The organism is Bartonella sp. AP58NXGY, from assembly GCF_042195785.1.
Taxonomy (GTDB): domain Bacteria; phylum Pseudomonadota; class Alphaproteobacteria; order Rhizobiales; family Rhizobiaceae; genus Bartonella.
This window is the reverse complement of the sequence record NZ_JBHIOY010000004.1, coordinates 96,449-115,261: the sequence shown is the minus strand read 5'-3', so window position 1 is coordinate 115,261 and position 18,813 is coordinate 96,449. Positions and strand designations below refer to the sequence as shown.

Below are 18,813 nucleotides of genomic sequence, written 5' to 3'. Positions count from 1 at the left end.
GTGCAGGTCCTGTTGGGATGTTAGCTGCACTGAGACTTGCGCATAAGGGTTTTTCTGTTTTTCTTGTTGGCCCCCCTGCTCATACAGATGAGTTACGGACAACCGCTCTTATGATGCCAGCAATACGCACACTTCAAAAACTCAATATTTGGAATAGTCTTCAAAAACATGCGGCAGCTTTATCGCGTATGAGAATTATAGATATAACTTCTAGGATTGTGCGTGCTCCTACGGTGCATTTTTCTTCTGCTGAAATTGATGAAAAAGCCTTTGGTTATAACATACCTAATGTAGAATTAAACAGTGCTTTAATCGATGCTGTTACCCATATGCCCAATATTACAAGATTTGTTTCTGCTGCTAAATCTTTTCATCACACAAAAAGCCATGTATGTATTACTCTTTCTGATGGTAGAGTCATTCAAGCACCACTTGTTATAGCTGCTGATGGACGTCACTCTCTCACACGTGCTGCAGCAGGGATAAATATCAAACAGTGGAACTACCCACAAAAAGCACTTGTTCTCAACTTTTCCCATGAGTTTTCTCATCAAAATACATCAACTGAATTTCATACAGAACATGGTCCATTTACACAAGTTCCGCTACCAGGACGAAGATCCAGTCTTGTATGGGTTGTCCATCCTTCTCGTGCTGAAGAATTATTGAATATAAAATCAAAAGCAATTGCAAAAATAATCGAAAATCAAATGCAATCAATGCTTGGAACGCTAACCTTAGAAACATCAATTCAGGCATGGACTCTTTCAGGACTTCTTGCTCATCATTTTGCTGCTAATCGAACGATTTTAGTGGGTGAAGCTGCTCATGTTTTCCCCCCTATTGGAGCACAGGGATTGAATTTAGGATTCCGTGATGTTCAAACTTTAATTGATATTTTACCCAATGAAATATCTGACTCTAACCCTGAAATGATTGTTGCACGTTATAACAAATGCCGCAAACCAGATATATTAATCCGAAGTGGAGCTGTTCATACACTGAACTCCGCTTTACTTTCTCATATGTTTCCTGTTCATATCGTGCGAAGTATTGGGCTTGGTCTATTACATAATTGCTCGCCATTACGTAATTTATTTATGCGCGAAGGAATGTATCCAGGTTACGGATTCAAGGAAATTATGCAAAATTTCCAACAAAATCGCCTAAACAGCTCTATTGAAAAATAATGGATAATAACGTAGAATGAATGCTATTTTGTGTCTAACTTACTAATGCAAACTAACTAAATAGAAATAAATGCATAATATATAAATAACCCAATAAATAATTATTTTCAATAATGCGTTTTGAAAATAAATTTATTCAGTAAAAAAATATTCTACTATACATTTTTTGGTGTCAATGCTTTAGAAGGTTAATTATGCATAACAAAAATGAATTGTTTAATTCTTTAAAAGTTAATATCATTTAGAGTATCTTTAACAGCTTTTGTAAAAAATTCATACGAGAATGTTCATTTTATTAATTTATGCACTTGTTTAAAGCAAAATCTGACACCTAAAGCCGTTTCGCAATGACACCCCTGTAATGATGATATAAAAGGAAAGCTGTTAAACATTATCATTTTTACCCTTATCAAGGAACAAGCTGGCGCACATTATATTATTATGTGGCCATCCTCTACTATTTTTCCCCCCTTATATTTGAGAGCCTTTCTAAGAATCACTTTATATTTATTCCTTTTTTATGACCTACAAATGATTTTCATTCTTCAGAATAAAAACAGATTTGAAATGAGAGAATTATACGATATTCGTGACGCTTATTTAACATACAAAACAATGAATTATCATTATAAATCTATGTGTTATCAATGAGCAATAATAAGCAATATAATCGCTCTATGGTTTAATATTGCATTTTGGAGCATATCTATTACTGATGTGATAAATATCATTTATTTTCAAGTTGTTATTAAACATTTAAATTTCAGTGCTATTTTATTTTTATACTTTTCTTGTTTTTTTCTAATAAAATAATAAATTATATTAAAAATATAAAGAATATTTATTTTAATTTATGTAATAATATATATATTATTAGTATAATATTCTTATATACCATCTTTTTAAATTACAATATATTTTGCTAAATCATAATAAAAAATATTTTTATTTAATCAATAAATTTTCAGAACTTTTGTTATTAAGTATAATATTAAAAATAAAATCATCCTGGGAACCTGTTAGCAATACAAAGGTTAATAAAGTGTTGTTTCAACAGCAGGTGACAAGATGAAACTAAATAACTTTTTAAAATTAAGTGTTTTTCTTATGATGATTGTATCTGTCTCGTTGATAGTCACGACTTCAATCAGTGAAGTTTTTCACCTTCCTTATTGTCAAACCTTTACCTATACCTCTACTCAAAATATCACTAAAATAGGTCAGAATTCATTTACTGCCTCACAAATTAAAAACTGTCTTATGCAAAATGGTTTTGAGAATATTAAACGATTGCGTTTAGATGACAAAGGTATCTGGCGAGCTTTAATAAAATTTAAAAACTCTCATTTTCTCGTATCCATTGATTATTCAGGAACCGTTACCATTCAAAATGAAAGAAAAAAATATGATTGATTTTAAAACTTACAGCACTGTTTCTTTTCATAATTATAAGACAAATTTTTTCAAAAAGTGCTGGCATTCCATTAAAGAATTTGCTTTCATCGGGGGATTAAATGGTAGCCTAGCAGGAGCAATCGCAGCAGCTCTTGCCGCTTATGGTTATATTGCTCTTCCAGGATTTGGTCCAGTTATTGCAATGGGTATAGGAGTAGCATTTTCTGCCGGAATGATAATAGGAGCACTGATAGGATTAGGAATGGGGGGGAGTGTCGGTATATGCTGTATTTTATGGGAAAGTTATATGAATCATAATAGTCCTTTCTCTTATAAATCTCACAATGAATAGAAAAGCTCTCATCATTTTTTCTATGAACAAAAAATTTAAACCGTCAACAAATTATATGTTCTATTTTTTGATGAAAAGATCATCATAAAATGAAATAATAGCTAACTTATTAAAATTCCTTATTTAATTTCTTATTATACCTCAAAAAGTAGATTTTTTTAATGCATCTCTTGAAGAAATGTAAGTGAGATATAATTATCCACCTATAAAAGCTACATTATTTATAAATAAATTTTATAAATAAAAAAATGAGATATATGTTTAGAAATATATAAAAATATACTTTAATTTATTCAGTATTTCTAAAAAGTAATATTTATTTATAAAGTATTTTTCTAAAAAATCAATTTTAGTAAATTATACATATATCTAATTAAGCATAATATTGAAGTAATAATTATTTTTATAGCTAAAAATTATTTAAATTAAATATAAAGGTATTTTATGAGAAAAATATTATTATCATTATTCGTTTTTATGGCATTTTTAATTCATAAAAACTCTGCGTTAGCGATATCGACACAAGTAAATATTTATAAACTAGAAGCTAATAATTCTAAAAAGGCTATTGGTAGCATTAAAATTGAAGAAAATACACACGGTTTAATTTTCGTACCAAATTTGTCTACTTTACCAGAAGGGATGCATGGTTTTCATGTACATGTAAACCCTTCATGTGATACAAAAGATGGCATAATAGGTGGAAGCGCGGGTGGACATTATGATCCAGAGCATACTGGGAAACACTTAGGACCCTATAATATCAATGGTCATCTTGGTGATTTACCGGCACTTTATGTTGATAAGCAAGGAAATGCTGTAATGAGCGTTCTTGCTCCACGATTAAAAACAATCTCTGAAATTAAAGGGCGCTCATTAATAATTCATTTAGGAGCTGATAATCAATCAGATAAACCATTACCGCTTGGCGGAGGGGGGGCACGTTTGGCATGCGGTATTATTGAAAAATAAATAGAATATTATGTTAAACATTCTCTCTTGAGCATAAGATATGATAGAAATTTATTTTTTAAATCCATTTCAAGAAATGAAGTAAACTATGTGAATATTTTATAAAATTGATATTTCTTTTTAAATGTTTAATACAGAGAACAAAGAACTTAATAATAATCAGAACGAACAGCAATCGAAACTGAGGGAATAGTAGAATAAATTCTTTGTAAAAAAACTTCAATATGAGGAAGCAATATTTTTAATGCTTGATGTAAACAGAAGCAACAAAGTTTAATTTCACTCTCTACAATATCAAATGTGTAATGAATTATAATCATTAAGTTTAAGGTATCTAATGGGATCACGCCCTCATACAAAATAGAATACTCAAAAACTTTCACTTGCCCCCTCCTTACCTCCCCTCTCGTGAGAGGCACGGAAAACAACCTTGATTGATTAACACCAACATAAGATAGTTTAAAATGATTGAATGCTACGATATTCAAACTTCTCATTAAGTAAAAAATACCAATTATCATTATAAATCAATATAATCGGTCAAATAAAATAGTTAGAGTAATTTTTTGTCACTCTGAACAAAAGAGCTTTTAAACAATAAAACCTTTTTAAAAATACCCCTCATGGGTCCATATGATCCCAATCCAATGGACGCATTTCGCCAGTTTGATAAAATTGACGAATGAGTTTAATATAATTAAGAAAGTCTTTGTTTTCCACCACTAATCTATTAGCAGTATCCCAATCAATATCACTACGTTCTTTCGCTGGAATTATGATCTCACTCTCGGAAGAGTTTTCTTTATCAAGTCTTATAAATCCAATTCCATGCAAACTTGAAAGCATCCGAAGCTCTTTTAATGTATCAATACCTTCAATTTCACTCGCAACTAAATAGCTCAAATTAGCCCATGAAGAATTGCTAACTGTTTGAAAAAATGCTTTCCGTAAATTTGAACGATTAATGAGAATTTTAACTTCAAAAGACCAAAGCTTCGTCTTTTTATCAAAATATTGCAAAACACAGTCTTTGATTTCACGATTCCATTCCCTGCTTAAATCTTGTATCCCTACGAGATCCGGATAAAGCCATTTATTGCCGCCTGCACCATGTTTATTACGAGAACATTTCTCATTAATGCGCTTGCTGTAAACTGCAAGCTCTGACCATAAAAATTTAGATACTAATGGATAAAGATCACGCTCTTTAACAGAAGAATCTCTACTTTCTTCATTGTCCTCTACTGCATCAATTTCAGCGCTATCTGTTTGTTTAGTAAAATAATACTGCCGTGGTCGTCCTTCAGTGGTTTTAATTTCTGGATAACGCTTTTGTAGCTGAGGACGTTTTGCTCCTATTTCAGCGACAATTTGCTGAATAAGAGCTGCATCACTGTTAAGGGGAGTGATTATTGCGGTTGAACGCTTTTGTTTGTGGCGGCACTTTTCTGGATAATTCTCAAATATCCATTGAGCAATTTCTCGAGCTGTAAATTTTTTTGTCGGTTTTTTCTTTAAAAAATTAAAAACAGTATTTGTTAAATTCAAAGTCATATGTAAAATAGCCCACTTTTATCTTCTGGATATACCATTATATTCAGATATTTCAAAAGAGAACACAACAGACTGTCTATTTTTTTTTGAAAAAAGCTGTCTATAAAATTAAAATATTTTTTCTGAATTTGTGACTATAAATTCAAGTTTTTTTTCATATAAAGAAAGTAAGCTTCTATTTTTATCAAAAATCATAAATGAGCTGAAAATCTCCATAAAAAAGCATAATATTGTATAATTTTCCTATAAATTTTTCCTTTTATTTTAAGTTAGTTAGAAAAAAATAATAATTTCATGATTTAAGAATTAGCTCATATTCTTAAATTAATGGTGCAACAGGGAACAAAATTAAAAATAATATTCAAAACATTTGATTGTTTCTCGCATCGGCCAGTTAAAAAACTTATGTGTTTTTTTAAGCAAAAAATTATGTGCTCTCAAGTATAGATTCTGAAATGGTAAATTCTGCACACAAACCTTCAAAACTACTATTTGCTTTAATAGCATCATGAGGAATAAGAACATAATACCATTTTTTACCACCATAAGTAGCTGCATAATGCGTTGCATGACAACACCATTGAACTGCTGCTTGTTTCTTTTTTAAAACAATAGCGTTTTGTATTTCAGAAGCTTTTTTAGGTTCACAAAGATATTTGGCATCCTTCGTTTCTACAACAAAATCCGGTTCATAGGCTGATCCTTTATCATATTCTATCTTGAAAAAACCTCGAGCGGGTTTCATCCATTTCAATACTTTTGCATCGTCTTCTAATATTTGAGCAAATCGTAATTCCCCTTCTACTGAGTCAAACTTTTGCAAAGGATAACAACATTTCCTAAAGCCGCTGAATATAAGTTTCTTAATGTCTCTTTTAATGGCAGGAATATTACGAAAATCAATAGGAGATGTTCCTTGCGGCAAAACATAATGGATAGGTGTTAAAGTTGTAAAACCTCGTGTAACTTTAATCTCATAATCTTTTTGTGTTTCCCATTGATGTTCTCTTAATTGCGCAACAATAAAAGTATTAATCTTATGCTGATAGTGAATTAATACGTTCTCAACGGCTATATCATTGGGTAAATAAGATCGGAAATGCTCTACCATCTGACAAGCCAATTTTCGTAATAATGGCGTATGGCTATCATAATCGATAAAATCATTATCAATTAAACCACGAATGATGTAATTTTCAAGATGAGGCTCTTTAATATATTTATCCTTAGAAGTGAGAAAAATGCTTTTATGGGTACGCAATTCTCGAATTAAAAGTTCTTTACTAACAGGTTGCAAATTTAAACTTTCTAGATTTTCCAAATCAAAATCAGAAAAACCATAAGTAACCTCACGCGAAGGTATGAGTACAATATTGGGAATATCTATGATCAGTTCTGGTAATTGTTTTGTCAGAATTGTAACCACTTTTGACACAAGAGACTTTTGTGCTAGCGGTATAATACTCATAATTTTATTATTCATTTTTTCTTGTATCGGTGCAGAACAAAGCATTTGAGAACTTGGTAAATTATCATTCTCTTTAATAATATCCCATGCGATAGCAGCAATTTCTTGTTCTTCAGAGGTTAATGTGGGTGAATCCGTATTACGTAACATGATACCGTGTAAATCAGATGTTCCATTTATATCGGAATGACGTGTTACTATCGTTTTTATAAATAAAGCTTCTGCTTGACTTGGAACTGTCACTATATCCGATTTTTCAGAGGATATATCACCCCCTGTTCCAATCTCAATATGCTTTTTTATAATTGAATTCGGATCGTTCGCACGATCAATAATATCTTGAAAACGATCATGCGCAATGATTGTTAAACGATCAATAGATTCTATGCCTGTTCTATGCCCATAAGGCAAACGCAATCCACGCCCAATTGTTTGTTCTGTTAAAATTTCTGAAGCCGATGCACGCAACGGTACGATAGTATAAAGATTGCTAACATCCCATCCCTCCTTTAATTTATTAACGTGAATAACAATTTCTGTTGGCTCATGAGGATTCTCAATCACAATGAGTTTTTGAATATTTTGATCTTCCTCTACATTTGACTGTTTTGTATGAATCTCTATAACTTTTCCCTTATAAGCTCCTGCAAAAAAATCATCTGATTCCAATAAATCACGCAATTTCTGTGCATGATTTGTATCTTGAGCGACAACTAAAATAAAAGGCTTAACAAACTTTTTGTTATAATCTTTGGCATAGGCAATTAAATCTGCTTTCACGTTTTCATGGGCATGAATTGCATCTTGTAATTTAATATGTTCTAATTGTTCAGATGTATAATTTTGAGGACGAAAGTCTTTACGTGTAGCAACAGCAGGCTCTTTTACAAAACCATCTCTCATAGCCTCTGCAAGTGAATAACTGTAAACAACATTTTTAAAATCTACAGGTTTTGCACCTATTGTTTTCGGTGTCGCTGTAAGCTCTATTCCTAAAACAGGTTTTAACTCATTAATTGCTGCCGCACCAGCAGACGCTCGATAACGATGTGCTTCATCCATTAACAAAACTAAATCAGGAAGATTTGCGAGATAATCAAAATAACTTTCACCAATCGTTTCTTGTAAGCGTTTAATTCGCGGAATACTAGATTTTAGTGCGCCTTTTTTATTATCCGTTGTATTAATTTTAGAAATATTAAAAATATTGATAAAGGCCGTATTCCGATTTTCAAACAAACGTTTTTGTCCGTAATAGTGGTGTTCATCAGCGCGAATACCTTTACCACTTTCATAATCTTCACCTGTAATAATAATGGGTCTATTTGCAATGAATTCACTTATTCCACTGAAAACATACTTCGGACTTTGAGGACTAAAATCCTGTTTTAATTTTTCATAAATAGTCAAGTTTGGAGCTAAAACAAAAAAATGTCGGCTACGACCTGTTAAATAAAGATAGCTAATAAAAGCTCCCATAAGTCGCGTTTTTCCAACTCCCGTTGCTAAGGCAAAACAAAAAGAGGGAAAGCTTCGTTCAAAATCTTGTACAGAAGGATAGAGACTTTTTATTATTTCTAATTTCGCAACTAAATCAGCATTTTTAGAAAGCTCTATATTTTCTAAAATTTTCACCAAAATATTTAATGATTCACGTTGAGGATCACGCAACGATAAGCGAGCTGAAATCCTTTTTTCAACACTGTTCATAAAAAACTCCGCTTTTTATATATTATTCAAATAGATCTAATTCTTGTTGCGCAATATCTTTATCTTTTTCGCTTTCTTTTACCACAATCATTGGTTCAAGATTGGCTACATTTAAACTATAATCATCCCTTCCCCATTCGCATTTTTCCAATACTGCACGGGGGATTTTTGTAAGTGTAAGATTCTCAAAGGATGATGATTTTGTATCAAAGGCTGTACAACAAATCAGCAGGGTGCGATGAGAGCCCACTTCTTCGCTCATGATACGGAGTTGTTCATGGGTCATGGCGCTCGTTGTGACATAAATATAATCCGTTTCCGTTGAATATCCCTGCATCCAATAATGATTTTCATCCGGCGCATAGGTAAATCCCATATGTTTGCACATGGCTTCTGAAAGCATCGCAGCATTATATTCACGACTAATAACCCATTGTCCCCATGGATCTTTCTGCAACAGAGAAGGTGCAAGGCGATAATAACGAAATCCACCGCCACCTTGCCAATTGACACTTTTAGAAATTCCCCCTTGATCAGTTCCATCAATTACTTGTTTTAAACGAGGAATAATATGGGTGTGACAATGTTCACCGAGTTCAATCATAATCCACTTGCGGCCCATTTTATGCGCAACAGCACCGGTTGTGCCAGAACCAGCAAAGGAATCCAAGACAAGATCACCAGAGTTGGTGGCAAGTTGAATGATGCGTTCCATTAACCGCTCAGGTTTGGGAGTTGTAAAGACATTATTAGAATTAAAGGCTTTGACTTCTTTTTTGGCGTCTTGGTTGTGCCCTACTTCCGTATAGGGCCAAATGGTCATTGAAACCATGCCATTCTTTACTTCTGATAAAAAACGTTTGATCCTTGGTACTCCGCCATTATCTGTTCCAAACCAAATGCGATTATCCTCTAACAGCTTGGCAAACTTTTCTTTACTAACCCGCCAACTAGCTCCAGCGGGAGGCATAACTTTGCGTCCAGAAGGTGTAATGATTTCATAAATATCCTTAGGTGTTACTCTTTTCGCAGACAGATTATCCGATTGCCATAACCCACGAGGATCATTATCAGGATTTTTATAGCGCGCATCCATATCGCTTGAACGAGGAAGTAAATTAGGGCGCCAAATCGTTTTGTCTTTGGCATAAACCATTATAAAATCATGGTTATCGGAAAGCCACTTTGTATCATTCTGTGGGGCATATTTCTTTTGCCAAATTATATTGTTGATGAAATTTTGGCGACCAAAAATTTCATCCATCATCACTTTAAGATAGGCTTGTTCATCATCATCAATGGAAATCCAAATACTTCCATCATCTGCCAATAAGCGATGTAACAATTCTAGTCTGTCTCTCATAAGACTTAGCCATAGGGAATGCTCCAAACCATCTTCATAATGTTCAAAGGCATTGCCTGTATTATAAGGTGGATCTATATAGATACATTTTACCTTCCCCGTATATTCTTGCTCAAGTGCCTTGAGTGCGAGTAAATTATCACCAAAAATAAGTTTATTATCAAAAATATCCTGTGATGATATTTGATGCGCGGCATGATAAGACTTTTCAAGATCTTCTAACAATATACGAGGTTCCAGTTTGGGGCGTTTCTCTTTTCCAATCCAGTTAAGTTCTAATTTTTGTTTATTACGGCTCATTCGTAACCTGCCTCGTTGATATTTATCCAAATAGATCTAATTCTTGTTGCGCAATATCTTTATCTTTTTCACTTTCTTTTACCACAATCATTGGTTCAAGATTGGCTACATTTAAACTATAATCATCCCTTCCCCATTCGCATTTTTCCAATACTGCACGGGGGATTTTTGTAAGTGTAAGATTCTCAAATGATGCTGTTTTTATATCAAAGGCTGTACAACAAATCAGCAGGGTGCGATGAGAGCCCACCTCTTCGCTCATGATACGGAGTTGTTCATGGGTCATAGCGCTGGTTGTGACATAAATATAATCCGTTTCCGTTGAATATCCCTGCATCCAATAATGATTTTTATCCGGCGCATAGGTAAATCCCATATGTTTGCACATGGCTTCTGAAAGCATCGCAGCATTATATTCACGACTAATAACCCATTGTCCCCATGGATCTTTCTGCAACAGAGAAGGTGCAAGGCGATAATAACGAAATCCACCGCCACCTTGCCAATTGACACTTTTAGAAATTCCCCCTTGATCAGTTCCATCAATTACTTGTTTTAAACGAGGAATAATGTGTGTATGACAATGTTCACCGAGTTCAATCATAATCCACTTGCGGCCCATTTTATGAGCAACAGCACCGGTCGTACCAGAACCAGCAAAGGAATCCAAGACAAGATCACCAGGGGTGGTGGCAAGTTGAATGATGCGTTTCATTAATCGCTCAGGTTTGGGAGTTGTAAAGACATTATCAGAATTAAAGGCTTTGACTTCTTTTTTGGCATCTTGGTTATGCCCTACTTCCTCATAAAGCCAAATCGTCATTGAAACCATACCATTTTTTACTTCTGATAAAAAACGCTTCAAAGAAGGAACATTGCTTCCTGCGGGGCCAAACCAAATACGATTATCTTGCAATAATTCAGAGAATTTTTTTTCACTCATCGCCCAACTTCTACCATTAGGAGGCATAACTTCGCGTCCAGAAGGTGTGATGATTTCATAAATGTCCTTAGGTGTTACTCTTTTCACGGATAAATCTCCCGATTTCCAAGGACCGCGAGGATCATTATCAGGATTTTTATAGCGCGCATCCATATCGCTTGAACGAGGAAGTAAATGAGGACGCCAAATCGTTTTGTCTTTGGCATAAACCATTATAAAATCATGGTTATCGGAAAGCCACTTTGTATCATTTTGTGGGGCATATTTCTTTTGCCAAATTATATTGTTGATGAAATTTTGGCGACCAAAAATTTCATCCATCATCACTTTAAGATAGGCTTGTTCATCATCATCAATGGAAATCCAAATACTTCCATCATCTGCCAATAAGCGATGTAACAATTCTAGTCTGTCTCTCATAAGACTTAGCCATAGGGAATGCTCCAAACCATCTTCATAATGTTCAAAGGCATTGCCTGTATTATAAGGTGGATCGATGTAGATACATTTTACCTTCCCCGTATATTCTTGCTCAAGTGCCTTGAGTGCGAGTAGATTATCACCAAAAATAAGTTTATTATCAAAAATATCCTGTGATGATATTTGATGCGAGGCATGATAAGATTTTTCAAGATCTTCTAACAAGATACAAGATTCTAGTTTGGGGCGTTTCTCTTTTCCAATCCAGTTAAGTTCTAATTTTTGTTTATTATAATGCATGGGATCGTTTTTTAATCCAAATTTTTGCGAAAAACGATGCATTTACGGATAGTATTGTTAGTACCATCCGACAGCAATTTGTGCTTCTTCTGACATACAATCAGGTGTCCATGGTGGATCAAAAGTCATAGTGACTTCAACATACGAAACCCCTTCAACTGCACTGACTGCATTTTCTACCCACCCTGGCATTTCACCTGCAACAGGACATCCCGGTGCTGTAAGAGTCATTTCAATTTTTACTGAACGATCATCTTCAATATCAATACGATAAATCAGTCCTAGCTCATAAATATCAGCAGGAATCTCTGGGTCATAAACTGTTTTAAGAGCAGCAATAATATCATTCGTCATACGATCAATTTCGTCTGCTGGAATTGCTGATATGTAAGATTTCTTATTTTCGTTTACACTTTCAACAGATTCTGTAGAATGACGCTCTTCAAGTGATTCAGCCATTAAAAAATGTCCTTGTTTCTTTCAATGATTCTACTAATTGATCTATATCTTCTTGAGTGTTATACATGGCTAACGATGCGCGACAAATAGATGTTAGACCAAAGCGCTGTAATAAAGGCTGTGCACAATGGGTTCCTGCGCGTATCGCAACACCTTTTCTATCAATAAACATAGCGATATCATGAGCGTGAATCCCTTCAATGGCAAATGATATAATCGCTCCTTTATTAGGAGAATGACCATAAATACGCAATGACTCAACCGTTTTCAGTTTTTCATGCGCATAAGCTAAAAGGGACATCTCATGGGCATGAATCTTACTCCGACCTTTCTCTTGTATATAATCAATAGCCGCTGCTAATCCAATAGATTCAACGATAGGAGGAGTGCCTGCTTCAAAACGGTAAGGAGGGGCATTATAAAACACCTTATCGGTTGTTACCTCTTCGATCATTTCCCCTCCCCCTTGAAAAGGACGCATTTCCTCTAATCTATGTTCCTTCCCATAAAGAACACCAATACCAGTGGGGCCATAAAGCTTATGACCTGTAAAGACATACCAATCACAATCGAGATCTTGCACATCAACGGTTAAATGTATTGCTCCTTGAGAACCATCAACCAGAACAGGAATAGAATATTGATGTGCTCGCTTAATAATTTCTTTAACAGGAGGTACAGTTCCTAATATATTAGACATATGCGTTATAGCAACAAGCTGCGTTTTTTCGCTTAAAGCCTTTTGGAAATCTTCAATATGCAGAACACCATTTTCATCAACAGGAACAAAAACAAGTTTAACACCTTTTTGTTCCCGGAGAAAATGCCAAGGAATAATATTTGAATGATGTTCCATAATCGTTAGAACAATCTCATCACCTTCCTTGAGCTTGGGCATAGCCCAACCATAAGCAACAGTATTAATAGCTTCCGTTGCATTTTTCGTAAAAACAATTTCTTCAGCTTTTTGTGCATTTAGAAAAACACGAACGGTTTCACGAGAATTTTCATAGGATTGCGTTGCTGCATTGGCTAAAAAGTACATTCCTCTATGCACATTAGCATAACTATAGTGATAATAATTATTCATTGCATTGAGTACTGATTGTGGTTTTTGGGCAGAAGCAGCACTATCAAGATAGGCTAATCGCTTTCCATAAACTTGATGGTGCAAAAGAGGAAAATCACGTCGAATTTCTTCGACATTATAGATAAATGTTTGTACATTATTTTCCATTTCTCCTCCCTTAAACATTTTTTTCAAGCCATTTACCAATGATATTCTCCAAAATAATCTGAATATTATCTTGCTTGATGTCATCAATAAGCTCAGAGATAAATCCTTTAATCAAAAGTGCACGAGCCGTTTTAAATGGAATACCGCGCGCCATGAGATAAAAAAGATAATCATGATTAATATTAGCAACTGTTGCACCATGACCGCATGCAACATCATCAGCAAAAATCTCTAATTCAGGCTTTGCATTAAATTCTGCATCATCTGAAAGGATAAGGCTATTACAGGCCATACGTGCATCTGTTTTTTGCGCTTTTTGAGCAACACGTATTATCCCTTGAAAAACACCTACAGCCCTATCTGTAACGACATTGCGTATAATTTCCGTTGATGTTGATCTTTCATTAAGATGACAAACAGTCATTGTAAGATCACTATGTGTTTGCCCTGATAATAAATTTATAACGCGTAATTGGAAATCAGATTCTTCTCCCCGTAATTTAATATCGATTTCCTGGCGATTTAATTGACTCCCTATATTAATGACATAAAGTGATAGCTTGGCTCCTTGATCAAGAATAGCACGAAATTGGCCAAACTGTGTAGAATTAAAATCACGATTGCGAATAAGAATCCACGTAACATCACTATCAGCAGCAATATTTAATGAAAATACTGAACTGACAAAGGTATCTTTATCATTGCCAACCTGATGTTCAATAAACACAACCTGACTATTTTTATCAACTTTTATATCTGAAAAAATATGCGATTGTCCCCCCATTTGTATATTTTGTAATTCAATGGGTATATTTAGCTTTGTATTTTCAGGAATATGAAAAAGCCAACCATCTGTAACAAAAGCTGTATTTAACTGTCCAATAAAATTATCATCAGAAATGTTTTGATTTATCTGTATAGAATTATCTTCTAATGCATCTGAAAGGCGTTTTACTGTAATATTGTCTACCTTGGACTGTGTCGATGCTTTTCCATTGTTCATGGAAAAAACAGCGCTTTCTGAAAGTAATGCATCAACCAATTGATTGTCTTGGACTTTTGAAAAGTTGCTAACAGACTTCAATAATGTGCGTAGATTTGTATAGTGCCAACTTTCGATTTTACGGGAAGGAAGCCGTGTCATTTGAAACTGCTGAATAGCTTTCTTGCGAATTTCCCGCACGGCTTTATTACCAGGTAAGTCGTTTATATACTGGTTGAAATTACTGAGTATATCTTCTTCAACCGCTAACAAGTTTTGCTGTGCATTCATATTAATAACCTTAAACCGCTTCTCTGATAAGATCAGCATAGCCATTTTGCTCTAAATAAAGGGCTAAGGATTTATCTCCACTTTTGATAATTCGTCCTTTATAAAGGACATGAACCGTATCAGGAATAATATAATTAAGCAGCCGTTGATAATGGGTAATCACCAAAAATGAACGTTTTGAATCGCGAAGTTTATTAACACCATCTGCAACAATTTTTAGTGCATCAATATCTAAACCAGAATCCGTCTCATCTAAAATGCAAAGTTTAGGTTCAAGAAGTGCCATTTGTAAAATTTCAGCGCGTTTTTTCTCTCCACCTGAAAAACCTACATTTAATGGACGCTTTAGCATATCCATATCTATTTCAAGTTTGGCTGAAACTTCTTTGACGTATTTTATAAATTCAGGAATTTTAAGCTCTTCATCACCTCGCGCTTTACGTTGAGAATTCATCGCAACTTTTAAAAATTCCATCGTTGCTACCCCTGGTATTTCCATTGGATATTGAAATGCAAGAAAAACACCATATGCAGCCCGTTCTGCTGGATCCATTTCTAAAAGTGATTGTCCATTATAGAGAATATCTCCTTCTGTTATTTCATAATCATCACGACCAGCAAGTAAATAAGACAAAGTTGATTTTCCGGCTCCATTTTGTCCCATGATAGCGGCAATTTCTCCGTCTTGAACCGTCAAGTTTAAACCACGAATAACTTCTGTATCGGTTCCAGCAATACGTGCGCGCAAATTTTTTATCTCTAACATCATTTAATCCTGTTCTGGCTGTTTTTTTTCAGATACCAATGCTGTGTTATTTCGCCTTAGCATCCATCTACTTTTGTAATTACCATAGAGGTTATTTTTAGCATTATACGCTACGGTTACAGCCTTTTTGCATCAAGCCTTCAATTTATCTCATTAAATAAAATTATCCAACACTACCTTCAAGGCTAATACCAATAAGCTTTTGCGCTTCGACAGCAAATTCCATGGGAAGTTTTTGAATAACCTCTTTTACAAAACCATTTACAATTAATGCGATAGCTTCTTCTTCAGGAATTCCTCTTTGCATAACATAAAAAAGTTGGTCATCAGAAATTTTTGATGTTGTGGCTTCATGTTCAAACTGAGCAGTTGCATTTTTTGCTTCAATATAAGGAACTGTATGAGCTCCACATTCATTCCCGATTAACAAACTATCACATTGCGTAAAGTTACGCGCATTTTGTGCTTTTCGATGCGCTGTGACTTGTCCTCGATAAGTGTTATTTGAAAAACCTGCAGAAATACCTTTAGAAATAATGCGACTGGATGTATTTTTTCCTAAATGGATCATTTTTGTACCGGAATCAATTTGTTGATGACCGTTTGCAACAGCAATAGAATAAAATTCTCCACGCGCGTTCTCACCGCGCAATAAGCAGGATGGGTATTTCCAAGTAATCGCAGAACCGGTCTCAACTTGTGTCCATGAAATCTTAGAGTTATCACCTCGACAATCTCCACGCTTCGTCACAAAATTATAAATACCACCCTTTCCATCTTTATCACCAGGATACCAGTTTTGTACTGTAGAATATTTAATCTCTGCATTTTCAAGGGCAATAAGTTCAACAACAGCAGCATGAAGTTGGTTTTCATCACGTTGGGGGGCTGTACATCCTTCAAGATAAGAAACATAGGAATCTTCAGCTGCAATAATCAATGTTCGTTCAAACTGGCCTGTATTGCGTTCATTAATCCTAAAATAAGTTGAAAGCTCCATAGGGCAACGAACTCCTTTGGGAATATAAACAAATGAACCATCTGTAAAAACAGCTGCATTTAAGGCCGCATAATAATTATCACTTACAGGTACAACTGTTCCTAAATATTCTTTAATAAGCTCAGAATGTTCAATAATCGCCTCTGAAATAGAACAAAAAATCACACCAGCACGTGCCAGCTCTTTCTTGAATGTTGTTACAACAGAGACAGAATCAAAGACTGCATCAACAGCCACCTGCCCCGATACAGACATACTGTCATCAAAAGTGGAGGGATCAGACTGTTTTCTTACTCCTGCCAAAATCTCTTGTTCTTTAAGGGGAATGCCAAGTTTTTCGTACATTGCTAATAACTCAGGATCCACTTCATCCAAAGATTTTGGTCCTGTATGATTTTTAGGAGCAGCATAATAATAAAGCTCCTGAAAATCAATTTTAGGATATTCAAGACGCGCCCAATGTGGCTCTTGCATTGTTAGCCAACGGCGGTAAGCTTTTAAGCGCCATGTTAGCATCCATTCAGGCTCATGTTTTTTAGCGGAAATAAATTTGATAATATCCTCATTTAAGCCTTTTGGAGCTTTATCGGTTTCAATATTGGTTTCAAAACCATATTTATATTGGTCAACATCTATTTCACGTACTTGGCGTATCGTTTCTTGTACTGCCGGCATAAATTTTCTCCATTTTTGGGCGTCAAAAACCGGTAACTAAAAGTCTTGTTTTTTTACAAGATTAAAGTAAGCAAGTTATCTCCTAAGCTATAGGTAAAGTGCAAAAATTTCAATCAAACTTATTTTATCTTTAAAATAATTCTAATTTTTCTATTTTTTTAGTGATAAATTTTATTCTTTTTTCCTGTTTATAATTTGAGAAAAAAACGATAGAAAATCATCTATATCTTCAGAAGTTGTATCACGTCCTATCGAAATGCGAATGGCACCATTTGGAACATGATACCCCATTGCCTCTAAAACTTTGCTTTGTTTTACTTTTCCCGAAGAACAAGCAGAGCCAGCCGATACAGAAAACCCTTCTAAATCAAAAGCAATTTGCATCGTTTCAGCTTTTATATTTTTCACGGTAAAGTAAGTTGTATTTGGCAAACGTTGAACTCTTTTGCCAAAAATTTCAACATTTTTACTTATTTTCTGTAGTCCATCTTCTAATTTATTGCGTAAATATATTAATTGTTTTCTTTCTTCTTGCGTGAAACAATCAGCCATTGCTGCTCCAAAAGCAGCTATAAGGGGCAATGCTTCTGTTCCTCCCCGTAAACCTTTTTCCTGTCCTCCCCCGACAATAAGAGGATGTGGAGTGAGAAGATTACCACATGAAACAAAAGCACCTATCCCTTTAGGACCGCCAATTTTATGGGCAGACAGTATAAAAAAGTCTCCTCCTAACTGATGAATATCAACAAAATTTTTATCTACATATTGTGTCAAATCAACAACAAGAGTGCCTCCTAAATCGCGAACAACAGCGGCTATTTCTTTTAATGGTTGAACAACACCAGTTTCACTATTTGCAGCTTGAATAGCAACGAGAGGTAAACCTTTTGTTTTATCGTGAGCCGCTAAGAGTGATGTTAATTTATCTTGTTGAATAAGCCCATCTTGATCAACAGCAATGATGCTTATCAATTCTTTAGAAAAACGCCCTCCCTCTAAAACAGAGGGATGTTCAGTTGCTCCAAGGTAAAGATGAGAAAATTGAACCTTTGCATTCCCCATATTGTAAAAGGGGGTTAACAAAGTCATTGCTGCTTCACTCGCACCAGAGGTAAATACCACGTGATCTGGATCTGTTTTAAGATTTTCAGCGATTTGCCGACGGGCCTTTTGCAACAAAGTTTTAGCCGCACGCCCTTCCTTATGAACCGATGATGGATTACCAAATATTTCTAAAGATTCCAGTAACGCTATCCGTGCCGCTTTTTTGAGTGGTGTTGTTGCGTTATGATCAAAATATCGGCGTTTTATAACCATTTTACATCGCAATCATTAATCTTATGAATTGAGTAAAAAAATAGCGCAATTTTCTTGAAAAGTGCACTAAAAAAAGAATATCTAATAATTATTTAAGAGATTCTATGGTAAAAGTCGAC

General features: G+C 34.6%; 13 protein-coding genes and 1 pseudogene. 4 read left to right on the top strand and 10 right to left on the bottom strand.

Annotated features, from left to right (window positions below; all coding sequences use genetic code 11):
* Nucleotides 1-17: 17 nt before the first annotated feature.
* The 4 genes and pseudogenes from ACFINC_RS04240 to sodC all read left to right on the top strand — a co-directional run bounded on the left by ACFINC_RS04240 (nt 18) and on the right by sodC (nt 3,909).
* Nucleotides 18-1,183: pseudogene (locus tag ACFINC_RS04240) on the top strand (UbiH/UbiF family hydroxylase).
* A gap of 1,075 nt (nt 1,184-2,258) precedes the next feature.
* The gene (locus tag ACFINC_RS04235; protein ID WP_375616240.1) at nt 2,259-2,603 is read left to right on the top strand and encodes a hypothetical protein; all 345 of its coding nucleotides are present in this window, start codon (nt 2,259-2,261) and stop codon (nt 2,601-2,603) included.
* Complete coding sequence (locus tag ACFINC_RS04230; RefSeq protein ID WP_375616239.1) at nt 2,596-2,937, top strand: hypothetical protein; 342 nt, start codon at nt 2,596-2,598, stop codon at nt 2,935-2,937. Before ACFINC_RS04235 ends, ACFINC_RS04230 begins: the two co-directional genes overlap by 8 nt.
* Before the next feature lie 444 nt (nt 2,938-3,381).
* Nucleotides 3,382-3,909, top strand: coding sequence for a superoxide dismutase [Cu-Zn] SodC (gene sodC / locus ACFINC_RS04225; RefSeq protein WP_375616238.1), 528 nt, complete (start codon nt 3,382-3,384; stop codon nt 3,907-3,909).
* A gap of 621 nt (nt 3,910-4,530) precedes the next feature.
* On the opposite strand, the gene ACFINC_RS04220 is transcribed toward sodC, so the two are convergent.
* The 10 genes from ACFINC_RS04220 to ACFINC_RS04175 all read right to left on the bottom strand — a co-directional run bounded on the left by ACFINC_RS04220 (nt 4,531) and on the right by ACFINC_RS04175 (nt 18,694).
* A complete protein-coding gene (locus ACFINC_RS04220; RefSeq protein ID WP_375616237.1) occupies nt 4,531-5,463 on the bottom strand; it encodes a COG2958 family protein in 933 nt (310 codons plus the stop codon).
* 427 nt (nt 5,464-5,890) lie between these two features.
* Entirely contained in the window at nt 5,891-8,641 is a 2,751-nt protein-coding gene (locus ACFINC_RS04215; RefSeq protein WP_375616236.1) for a DEAD/DEAH box helicase, read from the bottom strand.
* A gap of 22 nt (nt 8,642-8,663) precedes the next feature.
* Nucleotides 8,664-10,304 (bottom strand): site-specific DNA-methyltransferase, encoded by a 1,641-nt coding sequence (locus ACFINC_RS04210; protein ID WP_375616235.1) that lies wholly within the window; start codon nt 10,302-10,304, stop codon nt 8,664-8,666.
* A 22-nt stretch (nt 10,305-10,326) separates the two neighbouring features.
* A complete protein-coding gene (locus ACFINC_RS04205; protein WP_375616234.1) occupies nt 10,327-11,967 on the bottom strand; it encodes a site-specific DNA-methyltransferase in 1,641 nt (546 codons plus the stop codon).
* Nucleotides 11,968-12,024: 57 nt separating this feature from the next.
* Nucleotides 12,025-12,426: an SUF system Fe-S cluster assembly protein gene (locus tag ACFINC_RS04200; RefSeq protein WP_375616233.1), complete on the bottom strand. Its 402-nt coding sequence runs from the start codon at nt 12,424-12,426 to the stop codon at nt 12,025-12,027.
* Nucleotides 12,419-13,663 carry a cysteine desulfurase gene (locus ACFINC_RS04195; protein WP_375616232.1) on the bottom strand — a complete coding sequence of 415 codons (1,245 nt, stop codon included), beginning with the start codon at nt 13,661-13,663 and terminating at the stop codon, nt 12,419-12,421. Before ACFINC_RS04195 ends, ACFINC_RS04200 begins: the two co-directional genes overlap by 8 nt.
* Nucleotides 13,664-13,673: 10 nt before the next feature.
* Nucleotides 13,674-14,936, bottom strand: coding sequence for a Fe-S cluster assembly protein SufD (sufD, locus tag ACFINC_RS04190; protein ID WP_375616300.1), 1,263 nt, complete (start codon nt 14,934-14,936; stop codon nt 13,674-13,676).
* A 10-nt stretch (nt 14,937-14,946) separates the two neighbouring features.
* A complete protein-coding gene (gene sufC, locus ACFINC_RS04185) occupies nt 14,947-15,702 on the bottom strand; it encodes a Fe-S cluster assembly ATPase SufC (protein ID WP_375616299.1) in 756 nt (251 codons plus the stop codon).
* A gap of 163 nt (nt 15,703-15,865) precedes the next feature.
* Nucleotides 15,866-17,377 (bottom strand): Fe-S cluster assembly protein SufB, encoded by a 1,512-nt coding sequence (gene sufB / locus ACFINC_RS04180; RefSeq protein ID WP_375616231.1) that lies wholly within the window; start codon nt 17,375-17,377, stop codon nt 15,866-15,868.
* Between the two features lie 171 nt (nt 17,378-17,548).
* Nucleotides 17,549-18,694, bottom strand: coding sequence for a cysteine desulfurase family protein (locus tag ACFINC_RS04175; protein WP_375616230.1), 1,146 nt, complete (start codon nt 18,692-18,694; stop codon nt 17,549-17,551).
* Nucleotides 18,695-18,813: the final 119 nt, after the last annotated feature.